The organism is Arthrobacter sp. B055-34, from assembly GCF_059090425.1.
This window is the reverse complement of the sequence record NZ_JBNHFQ010000003.1, coordinates 481,415-507,003: the sequence shown is the minus strand read 5'-3', so window position 1 is coordinate 507,003 and position 25,589 is coordinate 481,415. Positions and strand designations below refer to the sequence as shown.

Genomic DNA, 25,589 nt, shown 5'->3' with positions numbered 1-25,589 from the left:
TCATATACCTCGCAATTTCGGTAGGAAAAAATTAGGAGCCGGAGCTTCGGGTTGGGCATTTAGTGCTGGAAGCGCACTGCTCGTCGCATTCGTGCCTCGTGACGAGGTCGAAATGGACGCCGCCGTGCTGATCTACACCGGACCGAATAGCCCGTTCCACCACTGACGTTGCCAGCCGCCGCCTCAAGGAGAGCGGGTCCCGGCGTAGGTCCTTGGCCAATGCGAAGCACATCAGCAGCATGACCAGGACGAAGGGCAAGGCTGCCACAATGGTTATTCGCTGGAGCCCGGAGAGAGCCTCAGCGGGTTGATCGCCACCAGCCAGAAGCATGACCGCCGCAACTCCACCAGTCAGCACGCCCCAGAAGATGACAACACCTCTGGAGGGCTCCTCGGCACCGTTGGAGCTCAACGAGCCCATGACCAGCGACGCAGAATCCGCGCCGGTAACGAAGAAGATACCCACCAGGACCATGGCGAGAATGGCCACCCCGCCCGCGATAATGTTCGGCAGCGGGAGGTTCTGCAGCAGATCGAAAAGAGCGCCGTCGAAGGAGATGGAGGGCTCGCCGTCGACCATATCGACCAGCCCGTCGCTGGTGTCCGGTGTTTCATTAGCCTTCTCCTGAACACCGAACGCAGCACCGCCGAAGATCGCGAACCAGATCACGCTGACGACGCTGGGAACAAGGAGCACCCCGGTGACAAACTGACGGATGGTTCGGCCCCGGCTGATGCGGGCAATAAACATGCCTACGAACGGCGTCCAGGAGACCCACCAGGCCCAGTAGAAGATTGTCCAACCGGACATCCAGGTACGCAGGGCCTCGTCGCCGACGGCTTCGGTGCGTGAAGACATTTCAGCTAAGTCACGGGCGTAGTCGCCAACGGCGGCGGGCACCAGATTGAGAATGAAGAGCGTGGGACCAGCTACGAAAACGATCAGCGCGAGGATGACGGCGAGGACCATATTAATATTCGCCAGCCACTGGATGCCGCGGCGGATGCCGGAAATTGCGGAGGCGACGAAGCAGACAGTAAGCACGGCGACGATGGCCACCAGGATCGGGGTGGCTAGCTCGCCAACCCAACCGTTGAAGGCCATGCCGCTGCCGATCTGCAAGGCGCCGAGGCCCAGCGAGGCTGCCGTGCCGAAGAGCGTGGCAAAGATAGCCAGAATGTTGATGAACTTCCCGACCGGGCCCTCCACGGTCTTGTGGCCGAACAGCGAGGTGAAGGTGGCGGAGATCAACTGCTTGCGACCCAGACGGTACGTCCCATAGGCCATGGCAACACCGACAACGGCGTACATCGCCCAAGGGTGCAACGTCCAATGGAAGAGGGAAGTAGCCATGGCGGTCTGGATAGCTTCGGGTGTTTGACCGTTCACGCTGCCGGGCGGTGGGGCGATGTAGTGGTACATCGGCTCGGCCACCCCGTAAAACATCAGGCCGATGCCCATGCCGGCGGCGAACATCATGGAGATCCATGAGACGGTCCTGAACTCCGGCTTCTCACCGTCCTTACCCAGCGGGATATTGCCGAAGCGGCCCAGCGCGAGCCAAAGCACGTAGACAACGAAGAGAGAGGCGAGCAGGATAAAGAGCCAGCCGGTGTTTTCCATGACCCAGTTGAGCGCGTTCTGGGAAGTGGCCGAGAGGTTATCGGTGCCAAGAAAGCCCCACGCGACAAAACATAGAGCGAGGACGCCCGCTACCGCGAAGACCGTCTTGTCCAGACCACGCGGTACCAGGCTCCGACGGGCTGCGGCGTGCTCTGTTTCAGAATCGCGCAGTTCCTGCAGGATCTGCTGATCCAGTGAAGTGTCTTCTGCAGCCGGCGGTTTGGCTTGCTGGTCATCGTCCAGCGGATCCTTGCGGACGAGTTCGGTGAGCTCATCGTCAGGATTGCCATCATCAACTGCAAGTTCTTTATTCGTTGTCATGAATTTCCTATGCTCGATGACCCATGTCCCAGCTAAATATGTCCGTCTACGGTCAAACCAGGTGGGAGATTTGGGGTGTCGCCTGATTCCCGGACCATAATGATTCCGTCCACCACCTCGACTTCATGGACCCGGACCGGCAGCTTCGCCGGCGGGGCGTCGACGTTTCCCGTACGTAAATTGAATTTGGATGCGTGCAGCGGACACTCCACTTCACAGCCCTCGACCCACCCATCGGCTAGCGATGCGTCCTGATGCGTGCACGTATCATCGATGGCGAAGAGCTCGCCCTCCTCTGTATGGAAAACAGCGATGGGAGGGGACGTATCCAGCCGGATCGCGTCTCCGGGGGCCAGCTCTTTCAATGGGCATGCCTTATGCATGGAGCGATCCTCTTTCATAGCCGGCCGCTCTTTGGCGGCAGTTCCGTCATGAACAACTTCGTTCACGATAGGCAACAGCCTGAACGCTGGAGGGGGTATCTGTCAAGAGTTTTTTGTGTTGCAGCCCACACAATCCGCAATAATCCGAAACTTGGCAATTACGCGCTTGTGACTCTTGACACAGCATCTTCGCGAGCCTCATGCTGTTTCACATAGCGATGCGAGTTGCGACAGGCGCAATTGAGCAACGCTTATTAGCCAGAAGGTGTAGGAGTGCACCTCTCCAGTGTTGTGAAAGGCCAATCTATGCAGACTCTTGTAGTCGTGGGGGCGTCCTTGGCCGGACTCTCCGCCGCGCGGGCAGCACGGGCCCAAGGCTTTGCCGGCAGACTCGTCATCATCGGGGACGAAGCGCCCCGGCCTTACGATCGGCCGCCGCTGTCCAAGGACTTCCTGGCCGGCAAGATCGGTCTGGAGGACCTCGCGCTGGAAGAAGCCGGCGAGGACTTGAACGCGGAATGGCTGCTGGGAGTCCGTGCAGAGCGCTTCGACGCCCAGTCCTTGACCATCACGCTCAACGACGGGCGCAGCATCACCGCAGACAAGGTAATAATCGCCACAGGCGCTTCGGCCCGCGGGCTGGCCGAGCTGCAAGGCATGCAGAACGTCTTCACGCTGCGCACGCTTGCCGATGCGCAGGGACTGCGGCCCCGGCTGGTCTCCGGGCACCGCCTTGTGGTCATCGGTGCGGGATTCATCGGAGCGGAAACCGCCTCCACTGCGAAGGCAGCCGGCATGGACGTGACCGTAGTGGAAAAGGCGGTTGCACCGCTGGCAGGCCCGCTCGGAGCCCAAATGGGCGCTGCGGTGGCCGGTCTTCATGAAGCAGCCGGAGTGGAGCTGCTCTGTGGGACCGGCGTTTCCTCCTTCACCATGAGCGGAACCTCCGTGAGCGAAGTTGTCCTGGAGAATGGCCGGCGGCTGCCTGCCGACGTCGTACTCGTTGGTATTGGAGCGCAGCCTAACGTTCAATGGCTGGAAGGGTCGGGCATCGCGCTGGACAATGGCGTCCTGTGTGATGCCATGGGCCGGACCAACCGCCCCGGTGTATCCGCTGTCGGCGACTGTGCCGCCTGGTACGATCTGCGAACCCAAAGCCACCAGCGCGTAGAGCACTGGGCCGGGGCGAACGAACGCCCAGCTCTCGCCGTGGCCGCCCTGCTGGACGAAAACGCAGTGCAGCAGCCGGTCAATCCGCCGTACTTCTGGTCGGATCAGTACGGATCACGAATTCAGTTTGCCGGCCAGGCCGGGGGGCATGACCGGATCGAAATTGAGCACGGCAACGTTGCCGAGCGCTGTTTCCTGGCCGTGTACTACGCCGGTACCGAACCGGTCGCCGTACTGGGTGTGGACCAGACTCGGCAGTTCACCAAATGGCGCAAGTTCCTGAACAAGAATGCTCAGCAGTACGTGCTCCCGGTCGGGGAGTTCGCGGCCGCTTCTTGAGCCGGTCAGTGTTACTTGCGCCGCAACCATTCCAAATATCTGATTGCACTTTCCCGCTTCTCGCACTTCCAAGGAGTATCCCTATGACCGCCGAAATCATCTCGGAAAGCCTTATCTCAACCCTGCCCGGCAACACCTATGTCGACGAGGACATTTTCAGGAAGGAACAGGAACGCATCTTTGAACAGATGTGGTTCTGTGCCGTGCGTTCCGAGGACCTGGCGAAGCCGGGTGCTTACAAGACAGTCCAGATTGGCCGCGAGTCCGTCATCGTCACCCGCAACCGCAAGGGCGCAATTCGGGCGTACTACAACATCTGCCGGCACCGCGGGGTCAAGCTGTGTATGGAGGAATCCGGTGAGGCCGGCCGCTCTTTCCAGTGCCCCTACCACGCCTGGACCTACGACTTTGATGGCAAGCTGATCGCGGCCCCGAACCTTACGAAGATGCCGGATATCGACAGGGAAAAGTACGGGCTGGTCCACGTCGCCGTGCGCGAATACCTCGGCTATGTCTGGCTCTGCCTGGCCGATGAGCCGCCGTCGTTCGAGGACGACGTTGTTGGGGCCATCGAGGAGCGTCTCGGCGATGTCCAGGCTATCGAGAGCTACGACGTGGCCAACCTGAAACTTGGCCGGCGTATCACCTACGACGTGAAGGCGAATTGGAAGCTCATCATCGAGAACTTCATGGAGTGCTACCACTGCGCTACCATCCACCCAGAGCTGACGGAGGTGCTGCCCGAATTCGCTGATGGACTGGCGGCGCAGTACTTTGTCGGCCACGGCGCGGAGTTCGGTGAAGACGTTAAGGGCTTCACCATCGACGGTTCAGAAGGCGTGGACCGGATTCCAGGCATCGGCGACGATCAGGATCGTCGCTACTACGCCATTACGATCAAACCGACTGTCTTCGTCAACCTGGTGCCGGACCACGTCATCATCCACCGGATGTTCCCCATGGCCGCGGACCACACGATCGTCGAATGCGACTGGCTCTATCTTCCCAGCGTTGTGGAGAGCGGCACCGATCTGACTTCCTCGGTAGAGCTGTTCCACCGGGTGAATCAGCAGGATTTCGATGCGTGCGAGCGCTGCCAGCCTGCCATGGGCTCAAAAATCTACGCCAAGGGCGGCGTCCTGGTTCCCAGTGAGCACCATATCGGTGCGTTCCACCACTGGGTTCAGCAGATGCTCGACGGAACCGGTACGGTCTCCGGTCCCGTGGCCGACGCCGTACCCGACGCTCCTGAATCACTCGGGGCTGTAACCCATCCGTGAGCTGATATCTTGCCCGGCCTGTTTGAGATCCTCGATCAGGCCGGGCGTTTCCTTGGGCTTGAAGCGGAACGAAGGACCGGACATGCTGACCGCGCCGATGACCGTCCCGAGGTGGTCATATACGGGAACGGCGATCGCGCTGAGGCCTATCTCGAATTCTTCGGAGACGACGGCGTAGCCTGAACTGCCCACCTCGAGCAGCTCCTTCTCAAGTTCCTGTTTGGAGGTAATGGTCCGGGCGGTTTGGGCCGGGAGCCCGGTCTCCTTAAGGATCCTTTGCCGCTGTTCCGATGTTAGCGCCGCAAGCAGCACCTTGCCGCTGGAGGTGGCGTGGAGCGGCGTGAGGCTGCCGATCCAGTCATGCGTGGACAGGGTGGAAGGGCCCATCGCCTGATCCACGTTGACTGCGTAGTTGGAGCGCAGGACGGCCAGATTCACGGTTTCCTTGTACTGTTCGGCCAAGGCTTCCAATACGGGCCGTGCTTCGCGGACCAGGCTCAGCCTGCCTGGAATGGAATTGGCAAGACGGAGAATGCTAAAACCGAGCTGATACTTGCCGCGCTCCGAGTTCTGCTGGACCATCCCTCGCTGATCGAGCGACGCCAGGAGCCGGGAGGCCGTGGATTTGTGCACGCCCATTTCTTCGGCAATCTCACTCACTCCGGCAGACCCCATACGCGCGAGTATTTCGAGAACCGTGATGGCGCGGTCGACCGACTGAACGCCGCGGCCGGCCTCCGGACTCTCGTCGTCGATATTAAAGTCAGTTACAGGCATATGAACATGCTCTCAGACATGGGGAGGCTGCAGGCACCATGCGGAAGGAGGCGGCTTTATCACCTTGCCGTTCGAACATGGGACCTCTTTCATAGTGAGGGAGTCAAGCGGGATTTCCGCCGAGCCGGACGGTGACTTTGCGTGCGGCTGCGGTGCAGGCTTCCACCAGTGTCTGAAGCTGATCGGTGGACACCCTGTAACGGGGAGCTGCGAGCATGACACAGGCAGCGAGATCGCCGCGGTGGTCGAGGACAGGGGCGGCGACGCCCACTTCGTCCAGCGAGGTCTCCCCATAGTTGGTGGCATAGCCCTGCGACGAAACCTGCTTGAGCCGTGTCAGATACTCCTCCACGTTCTCCTGCGTAGGGGCGGCGAGGATAATCTGCCCGCTGGTCAGCCGTGTCCGTGCCCGTTCGGTCCCTTCGCCGGCCAGGAATACCTGGACCGAGGAACTGACCGCGGTGTTGTAGCGGGTGCCCAGAGGAGTGGTGTGCTTGACTTGCTGCCGGCTGGGCAGTTGCTCCACACAGACGGACTCACTGCCGTTCCAGACCATAAGGGCACTGGTTTCGCCGGTAAGCTCGGTCAATTCCTGCAGCACAGGGTAGGCCGCCCGGCGCTCATCCAGATCAGCCAGCAGCGGACCCGCGACGGCTATCAGCCCCAGACCCAATTTGAACCGTCGCGACGCGGCGTCGCGTTCAACCAAGTCCTCCTGTTCCAAGGTAGCCAGGATGCGCGAGACTGTACTCTTGTGCAGGCCCACCTGCGCCGCAATCTCCGTGACTCCTTGCAGCGGTTGTTCCGCAGTAAAGCAGCGAAGGACCTCGATGGCATTGACCAGGACGGAAGCGCCGCGCACATCGGACGTGCCGCCGTCGTTTGCGGGTGCAGCTGAACCGGATGCAGATGTATTACTCATGGTGGTGTCCATTCTGGCCCATGGAACGCGTGAATGCGGCGCAGACGGGTGTCCGTCTGCGCCGCATTCACTCCACTTCCGCCTTCGAATGTGTTGTATTAGGCGTTGATGATGTTGTTTTCGGGGCCGAAGCCGAATTTGGTGATGTTTTCGACGGTGCCGTCTTCGCCGATGACGAGGATGTCGTGTTCGCGGTAGCCGCCGGCGCCGGGTTCGCCGTCTTGGACGGTGATCATCGGTTCCATGGAGACGACCATGCCGGGTTCGAGGACGGTGTCGATGTCTTCGCGTAGTTCCAGGCCTGCTTCGCGGCCGTAGTAGTGGGAGAGGACGCCGAAGGAGTGGCCGTAGCCGAAGGTGCGGTTCGGGAGCAGGCCGTGGCCGATGTAGATTTCGTTGAGTTCGGCGGCGATGTCCTTGCAGACGGCGCCGGGCTTGATCAGTTCCAGGCCGCGGCGGTGGACTTCGACGTTGACGTTCCACAGTTGCAGGGAGCGTTCGTCGGGCTGGCCGAGGAAGAGGGTGCGTTCGAGGGCGGTGTAGTAGCCGGAGGTCATCGGGAAGCAGTTCAGGGAGAGGATGTCTCCTTGCTGGAGTTTGCGGGTGGTGGCCCAGTTGTGGGCGCCGTCGGTGTTGATGCCGGACTGGAACCAGACCCAGGTGTCGCGCACTTCGCGGTGCGGGAAGGTCTTGGCGATTTCGTGGACCATGGCTTCGGTGCCGATGAGGGCGACTTCGTATTCGGTGATGCCTTCGCGGATGGCGGCCTTGATGGCTTCGCCGCCGAGGTCGCCGATGCGGGCGCCGTGTTTGATGACCTCGATCTCCTCGGCGGATTTGATCATGCGCTGGCGCATCGCGTCCTGGGAGACGTCCACCAGGGTCGCGCCGTCGAAGGCGGCGGCAATGGACTGGCGGGTCATCAGCGGCAGGGCGTCGTCTTCGACGCCGATGCGGGCAGCCTTCACGCCGTCGCGCTTCAGGGCCTCCTGGAGGCCGTAGTAGAAGTTGTCGCGGCGCCAGTCGGTGTAGACGATGTTTTCGCCGTAGCTGGTGCGCCAGGGCATGCCGGCGTCGATGTTCGCGGTGATGGTGGTCGAGTTGTTCGCGGTGACCACCAGCGCGTAGTTGCGGCCGAAGGTGGTGTAGAGGAAGTCGGAGTAGTACTTGATGCCGTGGTAGCTGGTGAGGATGACGGCGTCGAGTTCCTTCGCGGCCATGATCCGGCGCAGTCCGGTCAGGCGGCGTTCGAACTCGGCGTCCGAGAAGGTGAGCTTCTGCTTGGTGCCGTTGTGGAGGGTCTTCAGCCGTTCGAGTCCGGCGACGGAGTTGGCGGGAGCAGCTGCGATGGTCATTGAATCTCCTAAAGGATGTTGTGTCGTTTTTGACGTGTGCGAGGGAAGCATCTATTCGTGCCGCAATGGCTGATTGCTGGTTTCGCGGGACAGCGCGACGGCGACCAGTGAAATGACGGCGGCGGCCACGAGATAGAACGCCGGCGCCAGATCGTTCGCGGTTGCGGCGATCAGCAGTGTCGCCATCATCGGTGCGGTTCCACCGAAGAGGGCGTTGGAGAGATTGAAGCTCACCGCGAAGCCGCTGTAGCGCACGCGGGTCGGGAACATCTCGGCCAGGAAGCTGGGAAGCGTGCCGTCATTGAGCGTCAGCATGGCGCCGAGCAGGATCTGGACCAGGACTATGACCAGGAAGTTGCCGGTACCCAGCAGGCTGAACGCGGGAATGGTCAGCAGAATGAACAGCACGGAGGCGGAGATGAGGACCTTCTTGCGGCCGAAGCGGTCCGAGAGCATGCCGGTCAGGAAGATGAAGCCGATGTAGGTCAGCAGGGCGATCGTCGTCGCGATGTAGGACTCGGTGGCGCCCAGGCCCAGCTCTTCTGACAGATAGGTCGGCATGTAGCTGAGGATGACGTAGAAGCCGACGGCGTTCAGCAGCACCGCGCCGACAGCCTGCAGCAGCTGGCGCCAGTGAGTGCGGAACATGTCCTTGACCGGTGCCTTGACGGCGTGGTCTTCCTCTGCCAACGCCCGGAAGGCCGGGGTGTCCTCCAGCTTGGTCCGGATGTAGCGGCCGATCAGGCCCATGGGGGCGGCCAGTAGGAACGGCAGGCGCCATCCCCAGTCCTGCATCTGGCTGTCGTCGAGCAGACCGGTCAGCAGCGCTGCGAGGAGCGAACCGAGCAGCAGCCCGGTGGCGGTGCTGGCAGGAACGACGGCGGCATAGAGCCCGCGTCGGTTCGGCGGTGCGTACTCGACGAGGAAGGCGGATGCACCGGCATATTCGCCGGATGCGGAAAAGCCCTGCACAACCCGGATGATCAGCAACAGGATGGGGGCCCAGATGCCGATGGTCGCGTAGCCGGGGATCAGCGCGATGCAGAAGGTAGCCGCGGACATGATCAGGATCGACCAGGACAGGGCGGTACGCCGGCCGATCCGATCGCCGATATGCCCCCAGACAAAGCCGCCCAGAGGGCGCACCAGGAAGGAGATGGCGAAGAGGGCGAAAGTCAGCAGGAGTCCGGTCTGGGGATCAGATTCAGGGAAGAATACGGCGGTGATGGTGACGGCGAGGTAGCCGTAGACGGCGTAGTCGAACCATTCGACGAAGTTGCCGATAAAGCTGGCGGCGATGACTTTGCGGCGGGTATCCCGGCCGACTTTTGCCTCAAGCCGACGTTGGCCGCTGAGGGAGGGGCGGCCGTCGTTGGAGAAGGCCACTGCGGGTGCGTCTTTCGTTCCTGGAACGGGGGCGCTATTGCCTGCCCGAGTTTTGCTCAGTTTCATGGGGAAAACCATCCAGATTTGGTGAAGTTGCATTCACTGCAACAGTGTTGCGTCAACCATAGATGTGCTGTGTGTCACTGTCAACCGTGTCAGACATAGAAAAAGCGCGCCCTTCCCGGAGTTTCCGGGAAGGGCGCGCAACAGCGTTGCTTAACGGCAATCTATTTGAGGTGGTTCATCTGGTTGTCGGTGAGTTCGCCGATGTCTTCCGCCCACAGCTCCGGCTGGGCCCGCTGGAAGTCCTGCATAAGCTGTGCGCACCGCTCATCGTTGAGGACGATGACCTCAACACCCCGTGACCGCAGCAGGTCCAGTTCACCTGGGAAAGTGGCGGATTCGCCCACGACGACGGTTGGAATTTTGAACTGGATGATCGTTCCAGCGCACATCGCGCAGGGGGCCAGTGTGGTGTAGAGAACCGTGTCGGTATAGGTGTTCTGGCGGCCTGCTGCCCGAATGCAATCAATTTCTCCGTGGGCAGTTGGGTCCCCTTGCTGAAACCGCTGGTTGTGTCCCGTGGCGATCAACTGGCCGTTTCGCTCAAGGGCGGCACCGATGGGAATGCCGCCCGTTGACATGCTCTTGCGTGCAGCTTCCACGGCGGCTTCGAAATTGGGTTGTGACAAGGTAGGCATGATGCTCCGGTTCGTTAGTGGGTCGAGGATCTTGTGTTGCGTCTTTAGCGCGGAACGCCTGTACGGCCCGAGCTGGGTGTCAGCTCCGGCCGTACCGGGGGAGAGCGTCAAGTAACGGCAAGCAATAGCCCGCACTCCAAAGGATTACTCAGTGACTTGCTGATGGGAAGGCCGTCAGGATACGCCGCCATAGGTGGCGTCCAAGTGGCGGCCCCGCTCTTGGTCCTTCACTGCGGCGGCGGGCTCCGGCGTGGAGATGCTGGAGATGCTGGCGGCGTAGCGGCGATGAATACGCGGGCCGAGAATTGAGTACACCGTGGCGCTCGTCAGTCCGCCGGCGAGCCAGGACAGGTCCAGTCCGCCCATTGCGACGGCGATGGGTCCCTGCGTGGCGGGGAGGATGCCGTACATGAACAGCCAGGTGGCGAAGATGCCCGCGAACAGGGCGGTAACGCCGGCCCAGTTCACGACGGGCAGCCGGTGGGTGCCGATGGGATCGAAGAGGCGAGTCGGGTCCTGCGGGTGGCGGCGCTCGATGCCGTAGTAGTGGACCAGCATGATGCCTCCCCATGATGCAACCCAGGCGACGAGGCCGATGAGCCAAGAGTCGAGCACAGCTGCGAAGTTGGTCTGGTAGATGAAGAAGATAACGGCGATCAGGGCGAAGACGCCCACAATCAGGTTCAGAACGCGCCGCTTGATACGGACATCGAGGGCCTGGGCTGCCACTGAGAACGTGTAGATGTTCAGGATGTTTGTGGCGATGGGGCCGTGCAGAACCATCAGCAGGACGGGGATGGCCAGGGCTCCGTAGTTTTCCACGATGAGCTGGCCGGGATCGATGCTTCCGCTCTTCGTAGCGAGGCTGGCGCCAAGTACACCGAGCCAAACGACGGGGATGAACTGGCCTAGCACCGAAGCCAGGTACAGGCGCTTCTTCGATGTCTTGGTGCTCACGAAGCGTGAGTAGTCCGCGGCGTAGGTGAACCAAGTGATTCCCCAGCCGATGCCGATGGCGGTCATGACGGCGCTCATGGCAGCGATGCGTTCGGTGCCGGTGAGGATTTCTCCTGCCGGACCGGCGTAGCTCCAGTCGATATCCATGCCGAACCACGCGACAGCGGACATGGCGATGAGGACCAGGATCGTGGGCGGAACGGTCCAGCGTTCGAAGGCAGCGATGGCCTTGTAGCCGAAGAACGCGATCAGGACCTGCAGTCCCATGATCAGTGCGGCAACACCGATCTTCCAGCCGTAATTTTCCTGAGTCGGGTCAACCCAGCCGATGCTCCCGAACAGGGCCATGACCAGGTCGAGGATGATCCAGGTGTTGACTGCGCACCAGCCGATGCCCAGCGTTGCCTGAATGGCTGCCGGTATGTAGTTGCCGCGTCGGCCGAATGCTGCACGTGCGAGGACCATTCCGGTTGCCCCGGTTTTCTGTCCGAGCAGAACGAAGAAACCGAACAGCACCATGCCGATCAAGTTTCCGAGGACGAGAACAGTGATTGTGTCGGCGAAGCCGAGGCCAAGGTTAATTCCGAGTGCTCCGAGAACCCAGTTGATGGGTGCGAGGTTCGCGCCTGCCCAGATCCAGAACTGGCCTGAGACTTTTCGCGTGCGGGAGGACTCGGGAATGCACTGCAGGTCTTGCTCCACATCGTCGTGGGACGAAGAGCCTGCTGCGGGGGAAGAAGGGGTGCCCTGTTGGTTCTGAATCATTGGATTCCTCCGGTGAGTTTTGGGACTGCGTCAATGTTATGTGTGCTGAGTCACATGATCTATATTCGATATGTCGCATAAGCGCTAACGGAAATGGACAGATCGTCAATGAATATCGAGCTCGAAGAGGTGCTCAGCCACGAGGCGTTCCGAAGGGCTGGTCCCCTTGTCCGTGCTGGCGCCGCATCTGTGCCTGGACGTCAGGTGCGGTGGGTCCATTCGAGCGAAGTTATGGATATCGCTCCGCTGCTCAGCGGCGGAGAGCTGCTCCTGACAGGCGGTGTGGAGCTCGCGGCTGCATCCGCGGAACAGCGGCGGCAATACATCCGTGACCTCGCTGCCCGCAGTATCGCGGCCCTCGGCATCGAATCAGGCGGACCATTGAAGACAATTCCCGCCGATCTGATCCAGACTGCCGAGGCGCATGATTTGCCCTTGATTGAACTGAGGAAAGTTGCACCCTTTGTGCAGATCGCCCAGTCAATTAACAGCCTCCTGGTCACCCGGTCGGTGGATCTTCTGCGCCAAGCGGATGTTCTGTCCCAAAACCTGGCAGCAGAACTGGCGAACGGCGGCGGTTTGAAGGAGCTCCTGCAACTCCTGGCCAAGCAGATCCCTGCCGATGTGGCTGTGATGGACGGCGCGGGAACGGTCATTGAGGAGGCGGCGGCGCCGGCTGCCGCCGAACCTCAATCCGAGGTTGAGTTCCCACCGCTCGAATTCGATATCTCCCAGCGCGGTACGGTGACGGCTTCCTTGCGCCTCCGCCCCAAGACGGATGGCGACAGCTCCTGGGCGCAGGTTGTTGGTGAGCGGGCAGCGAGCATCCTGGCGCTGGCGCTGCATGGACGGCACGCACCGGATCTTGTAGACGTAGCGGGCAAGGAGTTGGTGCGATCAATTTTGAGCGGAGTCCAGGGCCAGCGGCTAAGGCAGCTTTGCCGAACCGCTGGCATGGATCCTGACGACCAGTTTGTGGTCGTTCTCGGCAGGCCGCTGGGTGCCGGCTGTCGCTGGGCCGGCGTCGAGAGGCTGGTCCGCAAATACCGGACAAAGGCCATTGTTTATGTCCAGCAGCAAGAAATGGTCGCTGTCGCAGCCCTTCCCGTCAAGGGGTCACGTGCCCGTCGGGCGACGCTATTGTCGGAGCTGAAAGCGGGTGTCGTCGACCAACCCCAGGTGTTGGTGGTCGGTCCTGTGTCGGCGGGGATCGCCGATGCGGCGCGGTCTCTTGCCGAGACGAGGCTGACTTTCGATCTGGCCCCCGCGGGGACGGGCCCTGGTTCCGTTATCGACGCCGATGCCTTCGTGATAGAACGCTTGGCGTCTCAAGCTTCCGGGGATGAAGCAATTCACCACGTGGTGGATGAACTCCTCGGCGGGCTCATTGCACACGATGACGCCCGACGTTCGCGTTTACTCGAAACGTTTGACGAATGGTTGGCCTCCGGCTGCAATACCGCTGAAACTGCGCGGGCCATGCACCTTGAGCGCCAGTCGTTGTACAACCGGCTGGAGAAGATCTTCGAGCTCATCGGCGGGGACCCGCGCGGTACCGACAGGCTGGCCGGGCTTCATTTGGCTGCACGGTTGGGGCGCTACCTCCGTTCGTCCTGAAGCGGATAGGTGCGACCCGCGGATGCCGGCCTTCCGTTGAAACTAGAGAACCTTGCGGATGGTCTCTTCGAAGCTGGTGACGTGTTCCAGCGCCAGGGTGCTGGCTTTGTCTGCGTCGCCGGCAACAATCGCGTCCAGCAGTTCCACATGTTCGGTGATGTGTCCGGCGATCGATGGTACTCGGTCCAGCACCAGGCACCAGATCCGGGTGGCGAGGTTGTCCAGCCGGATGAGGGTTTCTTCCAGATGCTGGTTGCCTGCCGCTTTGTAAATTAGCCGGTGCACGCTCAGGTCGTAGCGCATCAGCGCGTGCTTCTCGGGCTTCTGGCCGTCGAGGCGTTCAATGTCCCGGGCCAGGTTGTGCAGTTCTTCCTTCACCTCGGGGCCGGCCATGCGCGCCGCCCGTCGAGCTGCCAGCGGTTCCAGGGCCTGCCTTAGCTCGGAAACATCGGCCAGAGCGGTGATGTCAACGATGGTGGCAAAGGTTCCTCGGCGCGGGTAGGAGGTGACCATGTGGTCGATTTCCAGACGCTTGAGCGCCTCGCGGACGGGCGTGCGGCCGATACCCATCTCAGCCGCCAGCTGCCCGTCATTGATCGGTTCCCCGGGGCGGATGTCCAGCATGATCAGTTTGTCCCGAAGTTCACGGTAGGCGCGCTCGGCCAGCGAGAGGGACAGGTCGGCGCTGTGCGCCGACTCAGCAATGATGCTCATGGGCTCGCTCCTTGGCTGGGCGGGTTGATTCGGGCTAAATCTTACTGCTGTTGACAGTGTGTGATCACCATCATACTATTGCAATCAGTTCTGATATATCAGATACACATTAGTTGTTGTTCAAAGGAGAGAACGAATGGTGTCTACCCTGACCACCACGCTGGCAACCGCTGACCCAGAGGTTGCCGCAGCCATAGGCCAGGAGTTGGATCGCCAGCAGTCCACGCTGGAAATGATCGCTTCCGAGAACTTCGCCCCGACCGCAGTGATGGAAGCCCAAGGCTCAGTCCTGACCAACAAGTACGCCGAGGGCTACCCCGGACGGCGCTATTACGGCGGCTGCGAGCACGTCGACGTGATCGAGCAGCTGGCCATCGACCGGGTGAAGGAACTCTTCGGCGCCGAGGCCGCCAACGTGCAGCCGCACTCCGGTGCACAGGCCAATGCGGCCGCAATGTTCGCGCTGCTTAACCCGGGCGACACCATCCTCGGCCTGGACCTGGCCCATGGTGGCCACCTGACCCACGGCATGAAGATCAACTTCTCCGGCAAGCTCTACAACGTTGTTTCCTACGGAGTGTCCGAGGAAGACCACAAGATCGACATGGCCGAAGTCGAGCGGCTCGCCGTCGAGAATAAGCCGAAGCTGATTGTGGCCGGCTGGTCCGCTTACTCCCGGCAGCTGGACTTCGCGGAGTTCCGGCGCATCGCCGATCTGGTCGGCGCCTACCTCATGGTCGACATGGCGCATTTCGCCGGGCTGGTCGCCGCCGGACTGCACCCGAACCCGGTGCCCTACGCCGACGTCGTTACTACCACCACCCACAAGACCCTCGGCGGTCCCCGCGGCGGCGTGATCCTGTCCAAGCAGGAGCTGGCCAAGAAGATCAACTCGGCCGTTTTCCCTGGCCAGCAGGGCGGCCCGCTGGAGCACGTCATCGCCGGCAAAGCCGTCGCCTTCAAGATGGCAGCGTCACCGGAGTTCAAGGAACGCCAGCAGCGGACGCTGCAGGGTGCGCGACTGCTGGCCGACCGCCTGCTGCAGGACGATGTGGCCGCGGCCGGCATCAGCCTGGTCAACGGCGGAACCGACGTCCACCTGGTGCTGGTGGACCTGCGCAACTCCGAGTTGGATGGCCAGCAGGCCGAAGACCGGCTGCACCGCGTGGGCATCACCGTCAACCGCAATGCCGTCCCGTTCGACCCGCGCCCGCCGATGGTTTCCTCCGGCCTGCGGATCGGTACCCCGGCGCTGGCTACGCGTGGCTTCGGGGATGCTGAATTCGCCGAGGTCGCCGACATCATCGCCACGGCTTTGACCCACGAACTGACCGAGGAACTGACCTCGGAGCTGCAGGGTCGCGTCACCGTCCTTGCCGGCAAATTCCCCCTCTACCCGAATCTGAATGCTGATACTTCGAACGGAGCACTGTAATGGCTGACCTGCTGCCAGAGCACCCGGATTTCCTGTGGCGGAATCCTGAGCCCAAATCTTCGTACGACGCCGTTATTGTCGGCGGCGGCGGACATGGCTTGGCCACCGCGTATTACCTGGCCAAGAACTTTGGCATGACCAATATCGCCGTGCTGGAGCGAGGCTGGCTGGCCGGCGGGAACATGGCCCGCAACACCACCATCATCCGTTCCAACTACCTGTGGGACGAGAGCGCGGGCATCTACGAGCATTCGCTGAAGCTGTGGGAGCAGCTGCCCGAGGAACTGGAATACGACTTCCTCTTCAGCCAGCGCGGTGTCATGAACCTCGCGCACACCCTGCAGGACGTGCGCGAGAGCGTACGCCGGGTCAACGCCAACGTGCTCAATGGTGTGGACGCAGAGTGGATCACCCCGGAGCAGGTCAAGGAACTCTGCCCAATCATTAACATCGGGGACGACATCCGCTACCCGATCATGGGCGCGACCTACCAGCCGCGCGCCGGCATCGCCAAGCACGACCACGTGGCCTGGGCCTTCGCCCGCAAGTGCGACGAGATGGGCGTGGACATCATCCAGAACTGCGAGGTCACCGGTTTCATCAAGGACGGCAACCGCGTGGTCGGCGTCGAAACCAACCGCGGCCGGATCAACGCCGGCAAGGTGGCCCTGGCCGGTGCCGGACACAGCTCCGTGCTGGCCGAGTTGGCCGGTTTCGAACTGCCCATCCAGTCCCACCCGCTGCAGGCCCTGGTCTCCGAACTGCACGAACCCGTGCACCCCACGGTGGTCATGTCCAACCACGTGCACGTCTACGTCTCCCAGGCGCACAAGGGCGAACTGGTCATGGGCGCCGGCATCGACTCCTACAACGGCTACGGCCAGCGCGGCGCCTTCCACGTGATCGAGGAGCAGATGGCTGCCGCCGTCGAACTCTTCCCGATCTTTGCCCGTGCCCACGTGCTGCGCACCTGGGGCGGCATCGTGGACACCACCATGGACGCATCCCCGATCATCTCCAAGACCCCCATCGACCAGCTGTACGTGAACTGCGGTTGGGGCACCGGCGGATTCAAGGGCACCCCGGGCGCCGGCTTCACCTTCGCCCACACCATCGCGATGGACGAGCCGCACCCGCTCAACGCCCCGTTCGCCCTGGACCGCTTCGAAACCGGGCACCTGATCGACGAACACGGCGCCGCAGCCGTAGCCCACTAGGAAGGAAAACCACGATGCTTCTGATCGAATGCCCCTGGTGCGGGCCGCGCGACGAAACCGAATACCACTACGGCGGCGAGGCCCACGTGGCCTACCCCGAAGACCCCAACCAGCTCAGCGACGAGGAGTGGGCAAAGTTCCTCTTCTACCGCGCCAATCCCAAGGGCCTCTTTGCCGAGCGCTGGGTGCACAGCACCGGCTGCCGGCGCTGGTTCAACGCGGTGCGCGACACCATCAGCTATGACATCAAGGCCGTGTACAAGCCCGGCGAAAAGAAACCACAGATCGACGCCGGCAACGTAGCCGGCGCCAAGGTCCAGTCAGTTGAAGGAGGAGCGAAGTGACCGCCCCCAGTGCCAACCAGTCCCAGCGGCTCGCCGCTGAAGCCAGCACCGCTGCGCGGATCGACCGCACCAAGCCCCTGGACTTTACGCTCGACGGCGAGGTCTTCAGCGGCTTCGCCGGTGACACCCTGGCATCGGCAATGCTCGCTGCCGGCAAGGTCACGGCAGGAAACTCGCTCTACCTCGACCGTCCCCGCGGCATCCTCTCCGCCGGCGTGGAAGAAGCGAACGCCCTGGTCAAGATCAGCGCCCGTTTCGAAGGCCACGTGGACGAGTCCATGCTGCCGGCAACCACCGTTGAGCTGACGGACGGCTTGGATGCCAAGCTGCTCCAGGGCCTGGGCCAGCTGGACCCGCGCACGGACAAGGCCGTGTACGACCGTAAGTACGTCCACACCGATGTCTTGGTTGTCGGCGCCGGCCCCGCCGGACTGGCCGCCGCCCGCGAAGCTGCCAAGAGCGGCGCCCGCGTCATCCTGATGGACGAGCAGCCCGAAGCCGGCGGCTCGCTGCTGTCCGGCCGGGACGAGGTCATTGACGGCCTGCCCGCGCAGGACTGGATCGCCCGGACCACCGCCGAACTGGCTGCCGCCGAGGAGGTCACCTACCTCTCGCGGACCACCGCGTTCGGCAGCTACGACAGCAACTTCGTCGTCGCCGTGCAGCGCCGCACCGACCACCTGACCGGCGAACTTGGCGCCGGCGTCTCCCGCGAACGCATCTGGCATGTCCGCGCCAAGCAGGTGGTACTCGCCACCGGTGCGCACGAGCGCCCGATCGTCTTCGCGAACAATGACCGTCCCGGCATCATGCTGGCCTCCGCCGTGCGCAGCTACCTGAACCGCTACGCAGTTGCGGCCGGACACAATGTTGTTGTTGCCACCACCAATGACTCTGCCTACAAGCTGGTCGCCGACCTGCAGGCAGCCGGCATCGGGATCGCGGCCGTGGTCGATTCCCGGCCCGAGGTCGCCGGCGACGCAGCCGAGGCCCTGGCCTCCGCGGGCATCCGCCTGATCACCGGCAGCGCCGTGGTGGACACCGAAGGCAACAACGACGGCGGAAGGATCAGCGCCGTCGTCGTAAGCGCTTTGGACGCCGACGGGCAGCTGACCGGCGAACCGGAGAAGATCGAAACGGATCTCCTTGCCGTCTCCGGCGGCTGGACCCCCGTGGTCCACCTGCACAGCCAGCGTGAGCGCCAGCTGAAGTGGGACGAGGCGCTCGCCGCGTTCGTCCCCGGCCGCGAGGTCAAGGACCAGCAGACCGCCGGTGCCCTCAACGGCAACCTGGATCTGGCCGGCTGCCTCGAGGAAGGCGCCCAGGCCGGTGCCGAGGCCGCCACCCGGGCCGGCTTCCGCGCCAACGCGCTGGTTCCCGCTGCCGCACCCGAGACCTTTGCCCCGATCCGCCCGCTGTGGCTGGTTCCGGGACTCGAAGGCGATGCCGCCGGCTGGAAGACCCACTTTGTGGACTTCCAGCGCGACCAGACCGTGGCCGACGTGCTGCGTTCCACCGGTGCCGGCATGCGCAGCGTGGAGCACGTGAAGCGCTACACCTCGATCAGCACCGCCAACGACCAGGGCAAGACCTCCGGCATCAACGCCATCGGCGTTATCGCGGCGGCGCTGAACAACACGGACATCGGCAGCATCGGCACCACCGCCTACCGCGCCCCGTACACGCCGGTGGCCTTCACGGCACTGGCCGGGCGCCAGCGCGGGGAGCTCTTCGACCCGGCGCGGCTGACCTCGATCCATCCGTGGCATGTGGCCCACGGCGCCTTGTTCGAGGACGTCGGACAGTGGAAGCGCCCCTGGTACTTCCCGCTTCCGGGCGAGGACATGGATACGGCCGTGCTGCGCGAATGCGCCGCCGTGCGTGAGAGCGTCGGCTTCATGGACGCCACCACGCTGGGCAAGATCGAGATCCGCGGCAAGGACGCCGGTGAGTTCCTCAACCGGATGTACACCAACGCGTTCAAGAAGCTCAAGCCGGGGCTGGGCCGCTACGGCCTGATGTGTACCCCTGACGGCATGATTTTCGACGACGGCGTGACCCTGCGCCTCGACGAGGACCGCTACTTCATGACCACCACCACCGGCGGCGCCGCCAAGGTGCTGGACTGGCTGGAGGAATGGCTGCAGACCGAATGGCCCGAGCTGGACGTGGTCTGCAACTCCGTCACGGAGCAGTACACCACCGTAGCCGTGGTGGGTCCGAAGTCCCGCGCCGTGATCGCCAAGCTGGCGCCGGAGCTGGATCTGGACAACGACGCGTTCCCGTTCATGGCGTTCAAGGAGACCACGCTCGCGTCCGGCATTCCGGCGCGCGTCTGCCGGATCTCGTTCTCCGGCGAGCTGGCGTTCGAGATCAACGTGTCCTCCTGGTACGGCCTCAAGGTCTGGGAAGACGTGGCCGAGGCTGGCGCGGAGTTCAACATCACCCCGTACGGCACCGAAACCATGCACGTGCTCCGCGCCGAAAAGGGCTTCATCATCGTCGGCCAGGACACGGACGGCACCGTCACCCCGCAGGACGCGGGGATGGAATGGGTGGTCTCCAAGGCCAAGGACTTCGTGGGCAAGCGTTCCTACTCTCGTGCGGACAACGTTCGCGAGGACCGCAAGCAGCTGGTGGGCGTCCTGCCGGTGGACAAGTCGTTCCGCCTGCCGGAGGGTGCGCAGCTGGTCAACCAGGGTACCCGCATCGCCCCGGCCGAAGCCCCGGTGCCGATGGAGGGCCATGTGACCTCCAGCTACCACAGTGCCGCGCTGGGCCGCAGCTTCGGACTGGCCCTGATCAAGAATGGCCGCAACCGCATCGGTGAGACGCTGCAGGCCCCGCTCGGCGGGCAGCTTGTGGACGTTGTCATCGCAGAACCCGTACTTTACGATCCCGAAGGGAGCCGTCGTGATGGCTGAACAGGTATTGACTGACATTGCAGCTCTGCGCCGCAGTCCGCTGGCACATCTGGAAGACGCAATCCGCGAAGGCGCCGTGTCCGGCGAACGGGGCGTGAGCCTGCGCGAGATCCCGTTCCTGAACATGGTCGGCTTGCGGGCGGAGCCGGGTTCGGCCGGGGCCAAGGCCCTGGAGGCCGCTCTGGGCCTCTCGCTGCCGGCAGTCCACGGACAGGTGACGGGCGCCGTTGACGGGACCGCCCTGTTGTGGCTGGGCCCGGACGAGTTCCTGCTGGTCGGCCCGGAAGGCTCCAACGCCACCGCGGCGCTGACCGAGGCCCTTGGTGCCGAGCCGGGCGCCGTCGTCGATGTGTCGGCGAACCGCACCACGCTGGAACTGACCGGCCCCTCGGCACGCGCCGTGCTGGAGAAGGGCTGCCACGTGGACCTGCACCCGCGGGCCTTCACCCCGGGCACCGCGGTCATGACCCAGCTCGGCCCGGTACCGGTGCTGCTGTGGCAGACGGCTGAGGAAGGCGGAGCGCAGACCTACCGGATCCTGCCGCGCGCCTCCTTCGCGGACTACACCGCACGCTGGCTGCTGGACGCCATCACGGAGTTCGCCTCACCCGAGGTACCGTAATGGCGCTCAGCGCACTGGATCTGTTTTCCGTTGGCATCGGCCCCTCCTCATCGCACACGGTGGGGCCGATGCGGGCGGCCAAGCGGTTCACCGACGGCTTGGTCCGGGACAGGCAGCTGAACGCAGTTGCCCGCGTCCGGGCCGAGCTGTTCGGCTCGCTGGGCGCCACCGGCTTCGGCCACGGCTCGGACAAGGCCGTGGTGCTGGGCCTGCAGGGCCAGGACCCGGAGACGGTGGATACGGACACGGCGGACGCGCAGGTCCGCGACGCCGTCGCCGCGCGCAAGCTGGCGGTGGCCGGTGAGCATCAGGTGTCCTTCGACTGGGACGCCGATGTGATCCTGCACCGCCGCAAGGCCTTGCCGGCGCACCCGAATGGCATGACCTTCTTCGCGTACGACGACGCCGGGGACCTGCTGCGCGAACGCACCTACTATTCAGTGGGCGGCGGCTTTGTAGTGGACGAGGATGCGGCCGGAGCGGACCGGATCGTCGAAGACTCCACCGTCCTGCCGTACCCGTTCACCACCGGCGCCCAGCTGCTGGCGCACTGCCGGACCGAGGGCCTCTCCATCGCGCAGGTCATGCTGGCCAACGAGCTCACCTGGCGCAGCGAAGCCGAGCTGCGCTCGCAGCTGCTGCACATCTGGGCGGTCATGCAGGAGTGCGTGGAAAACGGCTGTACCCGCACGGAGGAGAGGTTGCCCGGGGGACTGAAGGTCCGCCGTCGTGCTCCTGAACTGCGGCGCAAGCTCCGCCAGATCGAGACGGCGGCCGCCACCAGCGGCAGCCCGCAGTCGGATCCGCTCTGGGCAATGGAGTGGGTCAATCTTTACGCGCTGGCGGTCAACGAGGAGAATGCCTCCGGCGGCAGGATTGTTACCGCTCCGACCAACGGAGCGGCCGGCATCATCCCGGCCGTGCTGCACTTCTATACCCGGTTCGTCCCGGGTGCAGATGACGACGGCGTGGTGGAGTTCCTGCTCACGGCGGCGGCAGTGGGTATCCTCTTTAAGGAGAACGCGTCCATCTCCGGTGCAGAAGTCGGTTGCCAGGGCGAAGTGGGCTCGGCCTGCTCCATGGCCGCCGGCGCGCTGTGCGCGGTGCTGGGCGGGACACCCGAACAGGTTGAAAACGCTGCCGAAGTGGGCATCGAGCACAACCTGGGGCTGACCTGTGATCCTGTGGGAGGACTGGTGCAGATTCCCTGCATCGAGCGCAACGCGATCGCCAGCGTCAAGGCGATCAACGCCGCGCGGCTCTGCCTGCAGGGCGACGGTGAGCACAAGGTCTCCCTGGACCAGGCCATCAAAACGATGCGCGAGACCGGCAAAGATATGAAGATCAAGTACAAGGAGACCTCCCGTGGTGGCTTGGCCGTCAACGTCATTGAGTGCTGAACAACAGCCCGCACCGGGCGCCGAAGCGGCGTCCGAGCTGGTGCTGACCCTGGACTGCCGGGAGGCGCCGGGCATTGTGCACGCCGTCAGCGGCGTGCTGCTGGAACACGGCTGCAACATCGTTGAACTCAAGCAGTTCGACGACAGACGCCTGGGCCACTTCTTCATGCGGGTCCATGTGGCCTCCTCGACCGGAGAGATGCTGGACGAGGAAGCCCTGCGCAAAGACTTGGGGCCGGTGGCCGAACGTTTCGGGATGAGCTGGGAGCTCGACCGGCACGGGGCCAAGCGGCGCGTGATGATCATGGTCTCCAAATTCGGGCACTGCCTGAACGACTTGCTCTTCCGCGCACGCACGGGGGAGTTGCCTGTGGAGATCGTCGCCGTAGTGTCCAACCACCGCGACCACCAGCGGCTGGTGGAGTGGCACGGCATCCCGTTCTTCCACATCCCGGTCACCCCGGACACCAAGCCGGAGGCCGAGGCGAAGCTGCTGGAACTGGTGGACCGGTTCGAGGTGGACCTGGTGGTCCTGGCCCGCTACATGCAGGTGCTCAGCGACTCGCTGGCCACCCGGATGGCCGGCCGCGTGATCAACATCCACCACTCCTTCCTGCCCAGCTTCAAGGGTGCCAAGCCGTACCATCAGGCCTACGATCGCGGTGTCAAAACCGTGGGCGCCACCGCGCACTACGTCAACAGCGAGCTGGACGAGGGCCCGATCATCGCCCAGCAGCTGGTGGACGTGGACCACACCTTCGGCCCCGAGGACCTGGTCGCGGCCGGGCGCGACACCGAATGCAAGGCGCTCTCCAACGCGGTGAAGTGGCACTGCGAAGGCCGCGTCATCCTGCACGGAAACCGGACCGTAGTGCTGCGCTAGCACGATCTGATCTGACCTGACCTGACCTGACCTGACCCGGCGCGGCCTGCGGCACCGCGGGCAAACAACGACGGCGGCTCTCACCTTCTGAGGTGAGGGCCGCCGCTGCTGTTTAACCGGCCAACGTGACCTTCTGCACTCCTGAAACTTTGCAGTTGTGTATTTTTGCAGCGACTGCAATAATGGTTCGGTGAGTCAACTACTTTCCCTGCGGGACCGCAAGCGCGCCGAAACCTGGGCCGCACTGCACCTGTCCGCATCCGGTACAGCCCTGGACAAAGGCCTGGAATGCGTGACCGTGGACGCCGTCGCCGCGGATGCGGGCGTTTCCCCTCGCACCTTTTTCAACTACTTCGCTTCCAAGGAAGACGCCGTCCTTGGGCTGCAGGAACCCTTCGTGGACGAGTCCATGCTGGCGGACTTCGACGTTGACGGGGACCTGCTGGCAAGCGTGAGCCATCTGATGCACGCCGTCACCCGGACCATCCACGGCGGCGCCGACGAGAACGGCAACCGGTGCCGCGAGGTCATCTGCCGGTATCCGCAGCTGATGCACCGCCGGTTCCAGTACGTCGTCAAGGTGGAGCAGCTCGTCACCGATGCCGTCGCCGAACGGCTCGCCCAGTCGAGCAGATGGGCCACCGCCCCGGCCGGCTACAACGTAGAGGACGTCGCCAAGATGCTGGTCCTCGTCGCCGGAGCGGGGCTTCGCTTTGCCATCCAAAAAACCATTTCCCACCCCACCCGCGAATCGCAGTCCGAGGCCCTCGACCAGGGCATGGAACTGATGCGCAACATCCTGAAGGAACTTCTGTGAGCAAACCCGCAACTGTCGAAAGCGGCGCGCAGCACGGCAAACTGGCGCTGGTCTTTGTGGCCCTGGTGATGGCCATGCTGCTTGCCGCCCTGAACCAGACCATCCTGGGCACAGCGCTGCCAACCATCGTCGGCGAACTCAACGGCGCCAACCTGATGTTGTGGGTGATTACCGGCTACATCCTGGCCTCCACCATCATGATGCCGATCTACGGCAAGCTCGGCGATCTGATCGGCCGCAAGTCCCTGCTCATCGGGGCGATCCTCGTCTTCCTGGCCGGGTCCATCATCGGCGCGCTGGCCCTCGACATGACCTGGCTCATCGCCGCCCGCATCGTCCAGGGCCTGGGCGGCGGTGGTCTGATGATCCTCTCGCAGGCCATCATCGCGGACGTGGTGCCCGCCCGCGAGCGCGGCAAGTACATGGGCTGGATGGGCGGCGTCTTCGCCTTTTCCTCCGTGGTGGGCCCGCTGATCGGCGGCTGGCTGACCGAGGGACCGGGCTGGCGCTGGACCTTCTGGTTCAACGTGCCGGTTGCTGTGCTGGCCCTGTTGGGCGCGATCTTCTTCCTCAAGACACCGCCCAAGACCAGCCGGCCCAAACTCGATATCTGGGGCATCCTGCTGATGGCCGCCGCCACCACCGGACTAGTGCTGGTCAGCAGCTGGGGCGGCAGCACCTACGACTGGTCCGATCCGATCATCATCTCCCTGATCGCCGGCACGGTGCTGGCCGCGTTCCTCTTTGTTCTGGTGGAGCGCCGCACCGCGGAACCGATCATCCCCATGGAGCTGTTCCGGGACCTCAACTTCAACCTGACCACCATTTCCGGCCTGCTGGTTTCGGTGGCGATGTTCGGCGCCATCGGCTACATGCCTACGTATCTGCAGATGGCTACCGGGGCCACCGCCACCGAGGCCGGTCTGCTGATGATCCCGATGATGGGTGCGCTGCTGGCCGCCTCCGTGATCTCGGGCTCGCTGGTGTCCAAGACCGGCCGCTACAAGTGGATGCCCATTGTCGGTTCGGCCATCCTCGCGGTCGCCCTAGTGCTCATGGGGCTGGTCCACGCCGATACCGCCGTCTGGCATATCTGCCTGAACCTTGGCCTGCTGGGCCTGGGGCTGGGCCTGAACATGCAGATCCTCGTGCTCATAGTGCAGAACTCGTTCCCCGCGCGGCAGGTGGGAACGGCGACGGCGGCCAACAACTTTTTCCGCCAGATCGGCGCCACGCTCGGTTCCGCCGTCGTTGGTAGTCTCTTCGCCTCGCGGCTGGTGGGTTTCCTGACCGAACGGCTGCCGGCTGATGCCGTTGCCGCCACCGGTGGTGGCAACTCGCTGACCCCGGAAATGGTCCACGGCCTGCCCGAGGCCATCCAGACGCAGATCGTCGAGTCCTACAACGAGGCGCTGATGCCGCTGTTCGCCTTCATGTTCCCGCTGGCCCTGGCTGCCGCCGTGCTGTGCCTGTTCATCAAGGAGAAGCCGCTGGCCACCTCGCTGGAGCCGGATGTGATGCCGGAGGCGCTCGCGGAGGGCAACGTACTGATCACAGCTGACGACGACGGCGGGGCGGCCCGGCAGGCCGAGCCCAGCCGACGCTGAACCACGGCTGAAGCACGGCTGAACCGCGG

21 protein-coding genes are annotated in these 25,589 nt (G+C 63.5%); 12 read left to right on the top strand and 9 right to left on the bottom strand.

Annotation, left to right across the window (positions count from 1 at the left end):
- Window positions 1–31: 31 nt before the first annotated feature.
- A complete protein-coding gene (locus AC5RWO_RS08355; RefSeq protein ID WP_498730857.1) occupies window positions 32–1,945 on the bottom strand; it encodes a BCCT family transporter in 1,914 nt (637 codons plus the stop codon).
- A gap of 32 nt (window positions 1,946–1,977) precedes the next feature.
- Window positions 1,978–2,328 carry a bifunctional 3-phenylpropionate/cinnamic acid dioxygenase ferredoxin subunit gene (locus AC5RWO_RS08350; protein WP_498730921.1) on the bottom strand — a complete coding sequence of 117 codons (351 nt, stop codon included), beginning with the start codon at window positions 2,326–2,328 and terminating at the stop codon, window positions 1,978–1,980.
- A 306-nt stretch (window positions 2,329–2,634) separates the two neighbouring features.
- Between AC5RWO_RS08350 and AC5RWO_RS08345 the strand changes: the two genes are divergently transcribed.
- Both AC5RWO_RS08345 and AC5RWO_RS08340 read left to right on the top strand, forming a co-directional pair.
- Window positions 2,635–3,837 (top strand): NAD(P)/FAD-dependent oxidoreductase, encoded by a 1,203-nt coding sequence (locus tag AC5RWO_RS08345; RefSeq protein WP_498730855.1) that lies wholly within the window; start codon window positions 2,635–2,637, stop codon window positions 3,835–3,837.
- An 83-nt stretch (window positions 3,838–3,920) separates the two neighbouring features.
- Complete coding sequence (locus tag AC5RWO_RS08340) at window positions 3,921–5,117, top strand: aromatic ring-hydroxylating oxygenase subunit alpha (RefSeq protein WP_498730853.1); 1,197 nt, start codon at window positions 3,921–3,923, stop codon at window positions 5,115–5,117.
- Here AC5RWO_RS08340 and AC5RWO_RS08335 read toward each other — a convergent pair.
- The 6 genes from AC5RWO_RS08335 to AC5RWO_RS08310 form a co-directional block, all read right to left on the bottom strand.
- Window positions 5,091–5,894, bottom strand: coding sequence for an IclR family transcriptional regulator (locus AC5RWO_RS08335; protein WP_498730851.1), 804 nt, complete (start codon window positions 5,892–5,894; stop codon window positions 5,091–5,093). The two genes, AC5RWO_RS08340 and AC5RWO_RS08335, sit on opposite strands and share 27 nt — an antisense overlap.
- Before the next feature lie 103 nt (window positions 5,895–5,997).
- The gene (locus AC5RWO_RS08330) at window positions 5,998–6,816 is read right to left on the bottom strand and encodes an IclR family transcriptional regulator (protein WP_498730849.1); all 819 of its coding nucleotides are present in this window, start codon (window positions 6,814–6,816) and stop codon (window positions 5,998–6,000) included.
- Between the two features lie 98 nt (window positions 6,817–6,914).
- A complete protein-coding gene (locus tag AC5RWO_RS08325; RefSeq protein WP_498730848.1) occupies window positions 6,915–8,171 on the bottom strand; it encodes an aminopeptidase P family protein in 1,257 nt (418 codons plus the stop codon).
- Between the two features lie 51 nt (window positions 8,172–8,222).
- The gene (locus tag AC5RWO_RS08320; RefSeq protein WP_498730846.1) at window positions 8,223–9,623 is read right to left on the bottom strand and encodes an MFS transporter; all 1,401 of its coding nucleotides are present in this window, start codon (window positions 9,621–9,623) and stop codon (window positions 8,223–8,225) included.
- A 161-nt stretch (window positions 9,624–9,784) separates the two neighbouring features.
- Window positions 9,785–10,258 carry a nucleoside deaminase gene (locus tag AC5RWO_RS08315; RefSeq protein WP_498730844.1) on the bottom strand — a complete coding sequence of 158 codons (474 nt, stop codon included), beginning with the start codon at window positions 10,256–10,258 and terminating at the stop codon, window positions 9,785–9,787.
- 174 nt (window positions 10,259–10,432) lie between these two features.
- Window positions 10,433–11,980 (bottom strand): purine-cytosine permease family protein, encoded by a 1,548-nt coding sequence (locus AC5RWO_RS08310; RefSeq protein WP_498730843.1) that lies wholly within the window; start codon window positions 11,978–11,980, stop codon window positions 10,433–10,435.
- Window positions 11,981–12,088: 108 nt separating this feature from the next.
- Between AC5RWO_RS08310 and AC5RWO_RS08305 the strand changes: the two genes are divergently transcribed.
- Window positions 12,089–13,597 (top strand): PucR family transcriptional regulator, encoded by a 1,509-nt coding sequence (locus AC5RWO_RS08305; protein WP_498730841.1) that lies wholly within the window; start codon window positions 12,089–12,091, stop codon window positions 13,595–13,597.
- A 42-nt stretch (window positions 13,598–13,639) separates the two neighbouring features.
- Here the strand turns inward: AC5RWO_RS08305 and AC5RWO_RS08300 are convergent, their stop codons facing one another.
- Window positions 13,640–14,311 carry a GntR family transcriptional regulator gene (locus AC5RWO_RS08300; RefSeq protein WP_498730839.1) on the bottom strand — a complete coding sequence of 224 codons (672 nt, stop codon included), beginning with the start codon at window positions 14,309–14,311 and terminating at the stop codon, window positions 13,640–13,642.
- Window positions 14,312–14,447: 136 nt separating this feature from the next.
- On the opposite strand from AC5RWO_RS08300, the gene glyA reads away from it, so the two are divergent.
- The 9 genes from glyA to AC5RWO_RS08255 all read left to right on the top strand — a co-directional run bounded on the left by glyA (window position 14,448) and on the right by AC5RWO_RS08255 (window position 25,560).
- On the top strand, window positions 14,448–15,746 hold the full coding sequence (glyA, locus tag AC5RWO_RS08295) for a serine hydroxymethyltransferase (RefSeq protein WP_498730837.1): 1,299 nt from the start codon (window positions 14,448–14,450) through the stop codon (window positions 15,744–15,746).
- Entirely contained in the window at window positions 15,746–16,963 is a 1,218-nt protein-coding gene (locus AC5RWO_RS08290; RefSeq protein ID WP_074699704.1) for a sarcosine oxidase subunit beta family protein, read from the top strand. Before glyA ends, AC5RWO_RS08290 begins: the two co-directional genes overlap by 1 nt.
- Window positions 16,964–16,977: 14 nt before the next feature.
- Window positions 16,978–17,307, top strand: a complete 330-nt coding sequence (locus tag AC5RWO_RS08285; protein ID WP_498730836.1) for a sarcosine oxidase subunit delta — start codon at window positions 16,978–16,980, stop codon at window positions 17,305–17,307.
- Complete coding sequence (locus AC5RWO_RS08280; RefSeq protein ID WP_498730835.1) at window positions 17,304–20,231, top strand: sarcosine oxidase subunit alpha family protein; 2,928 nt, start codon at window positions 17,304–17,306, stop codon at window positions 20,229–20,231. The genes AC5RWO_RS08285 and AC5RWO_RS08280 overlap by 4 nt, the downstream gene beginning before the upstream one ends.
- Window positions 20,224–20,853 carry a sarcosine oxidase subunit gamma gene (locus AC5RWO_RS08275; RefSeq protein WP_498730833.1) on the top strand — a complete coding sequence of 210 codons (630 nt, stop codon included), beginning with the start codon at window positions 20,224–20,226 and terminating at the stop codon, window positions 20,851–20,853. The genes AC5RWO_RS08280 and AC5RWO_RS08275 overlap by 8 nt, the downstream gene beginning before the upstream one ends.
- Window positions 20,853–22,253: an L-serine ammonia-lyase gene (locus tag AC5RWO_RS08270; RefSeq protein WP_498730831.1), complete on the top strand. Its 1,401-nt coding sequence runs from the start codon at window positions 20,853–20,855 to the stop codon at window positions 22,251–22,253. Before AC5RWO_RS08275 ends, AC5RWO_RS08270 begins: the two co-directional genes overlap by 1 nt.
- Complete coding sequence (gene purU / locus AC5RWO_RS08265; protein ID WP_498730919.1) at window positions 22,243–23,136, top strand: formyltetrahydrofolate deformylase; 894 nt, start codon at window positions 22,243–22,245, stop codon at window positions 23,134–23,136. The genes AC5RWO_RS08270 and purU overlap by 11 nt, the downstream gene beginning before the upstream one ends.
- Before the next feature lie 190 nt (window positions 23,137–23,326).
- A complete protein-coding gene (locus tag AC5RWO_RS08260) occupies window positions 23,327–23,953 on the top strand; it encodes a TetR/AcrR family transcriptional regulator (RefSeq protein WP_498730829.1) in 627 nt (208 codons plus the stop codon).
- Window positions 23,950–25,560 carry an MDR family MFS transporter gene (locus AC5RWO_RS08255; protein ID WP_498730828.1) on the top strand — a complete coding sequence of 537 codons (1,611 nt, stop codon included), beginning with the start codon at window positions 23,950–23,952 and terminating at the stop codon, window positions 25,558–25,560. The genes AC5RWO_RS08260 and AC5RWO_RS08255 overlap by 4 nt, the downstream gene beginning before the upstream one ends.
- The last annotated feature ends 29 nt before the right edge of the window (window positions 25,561–25,589 follow it).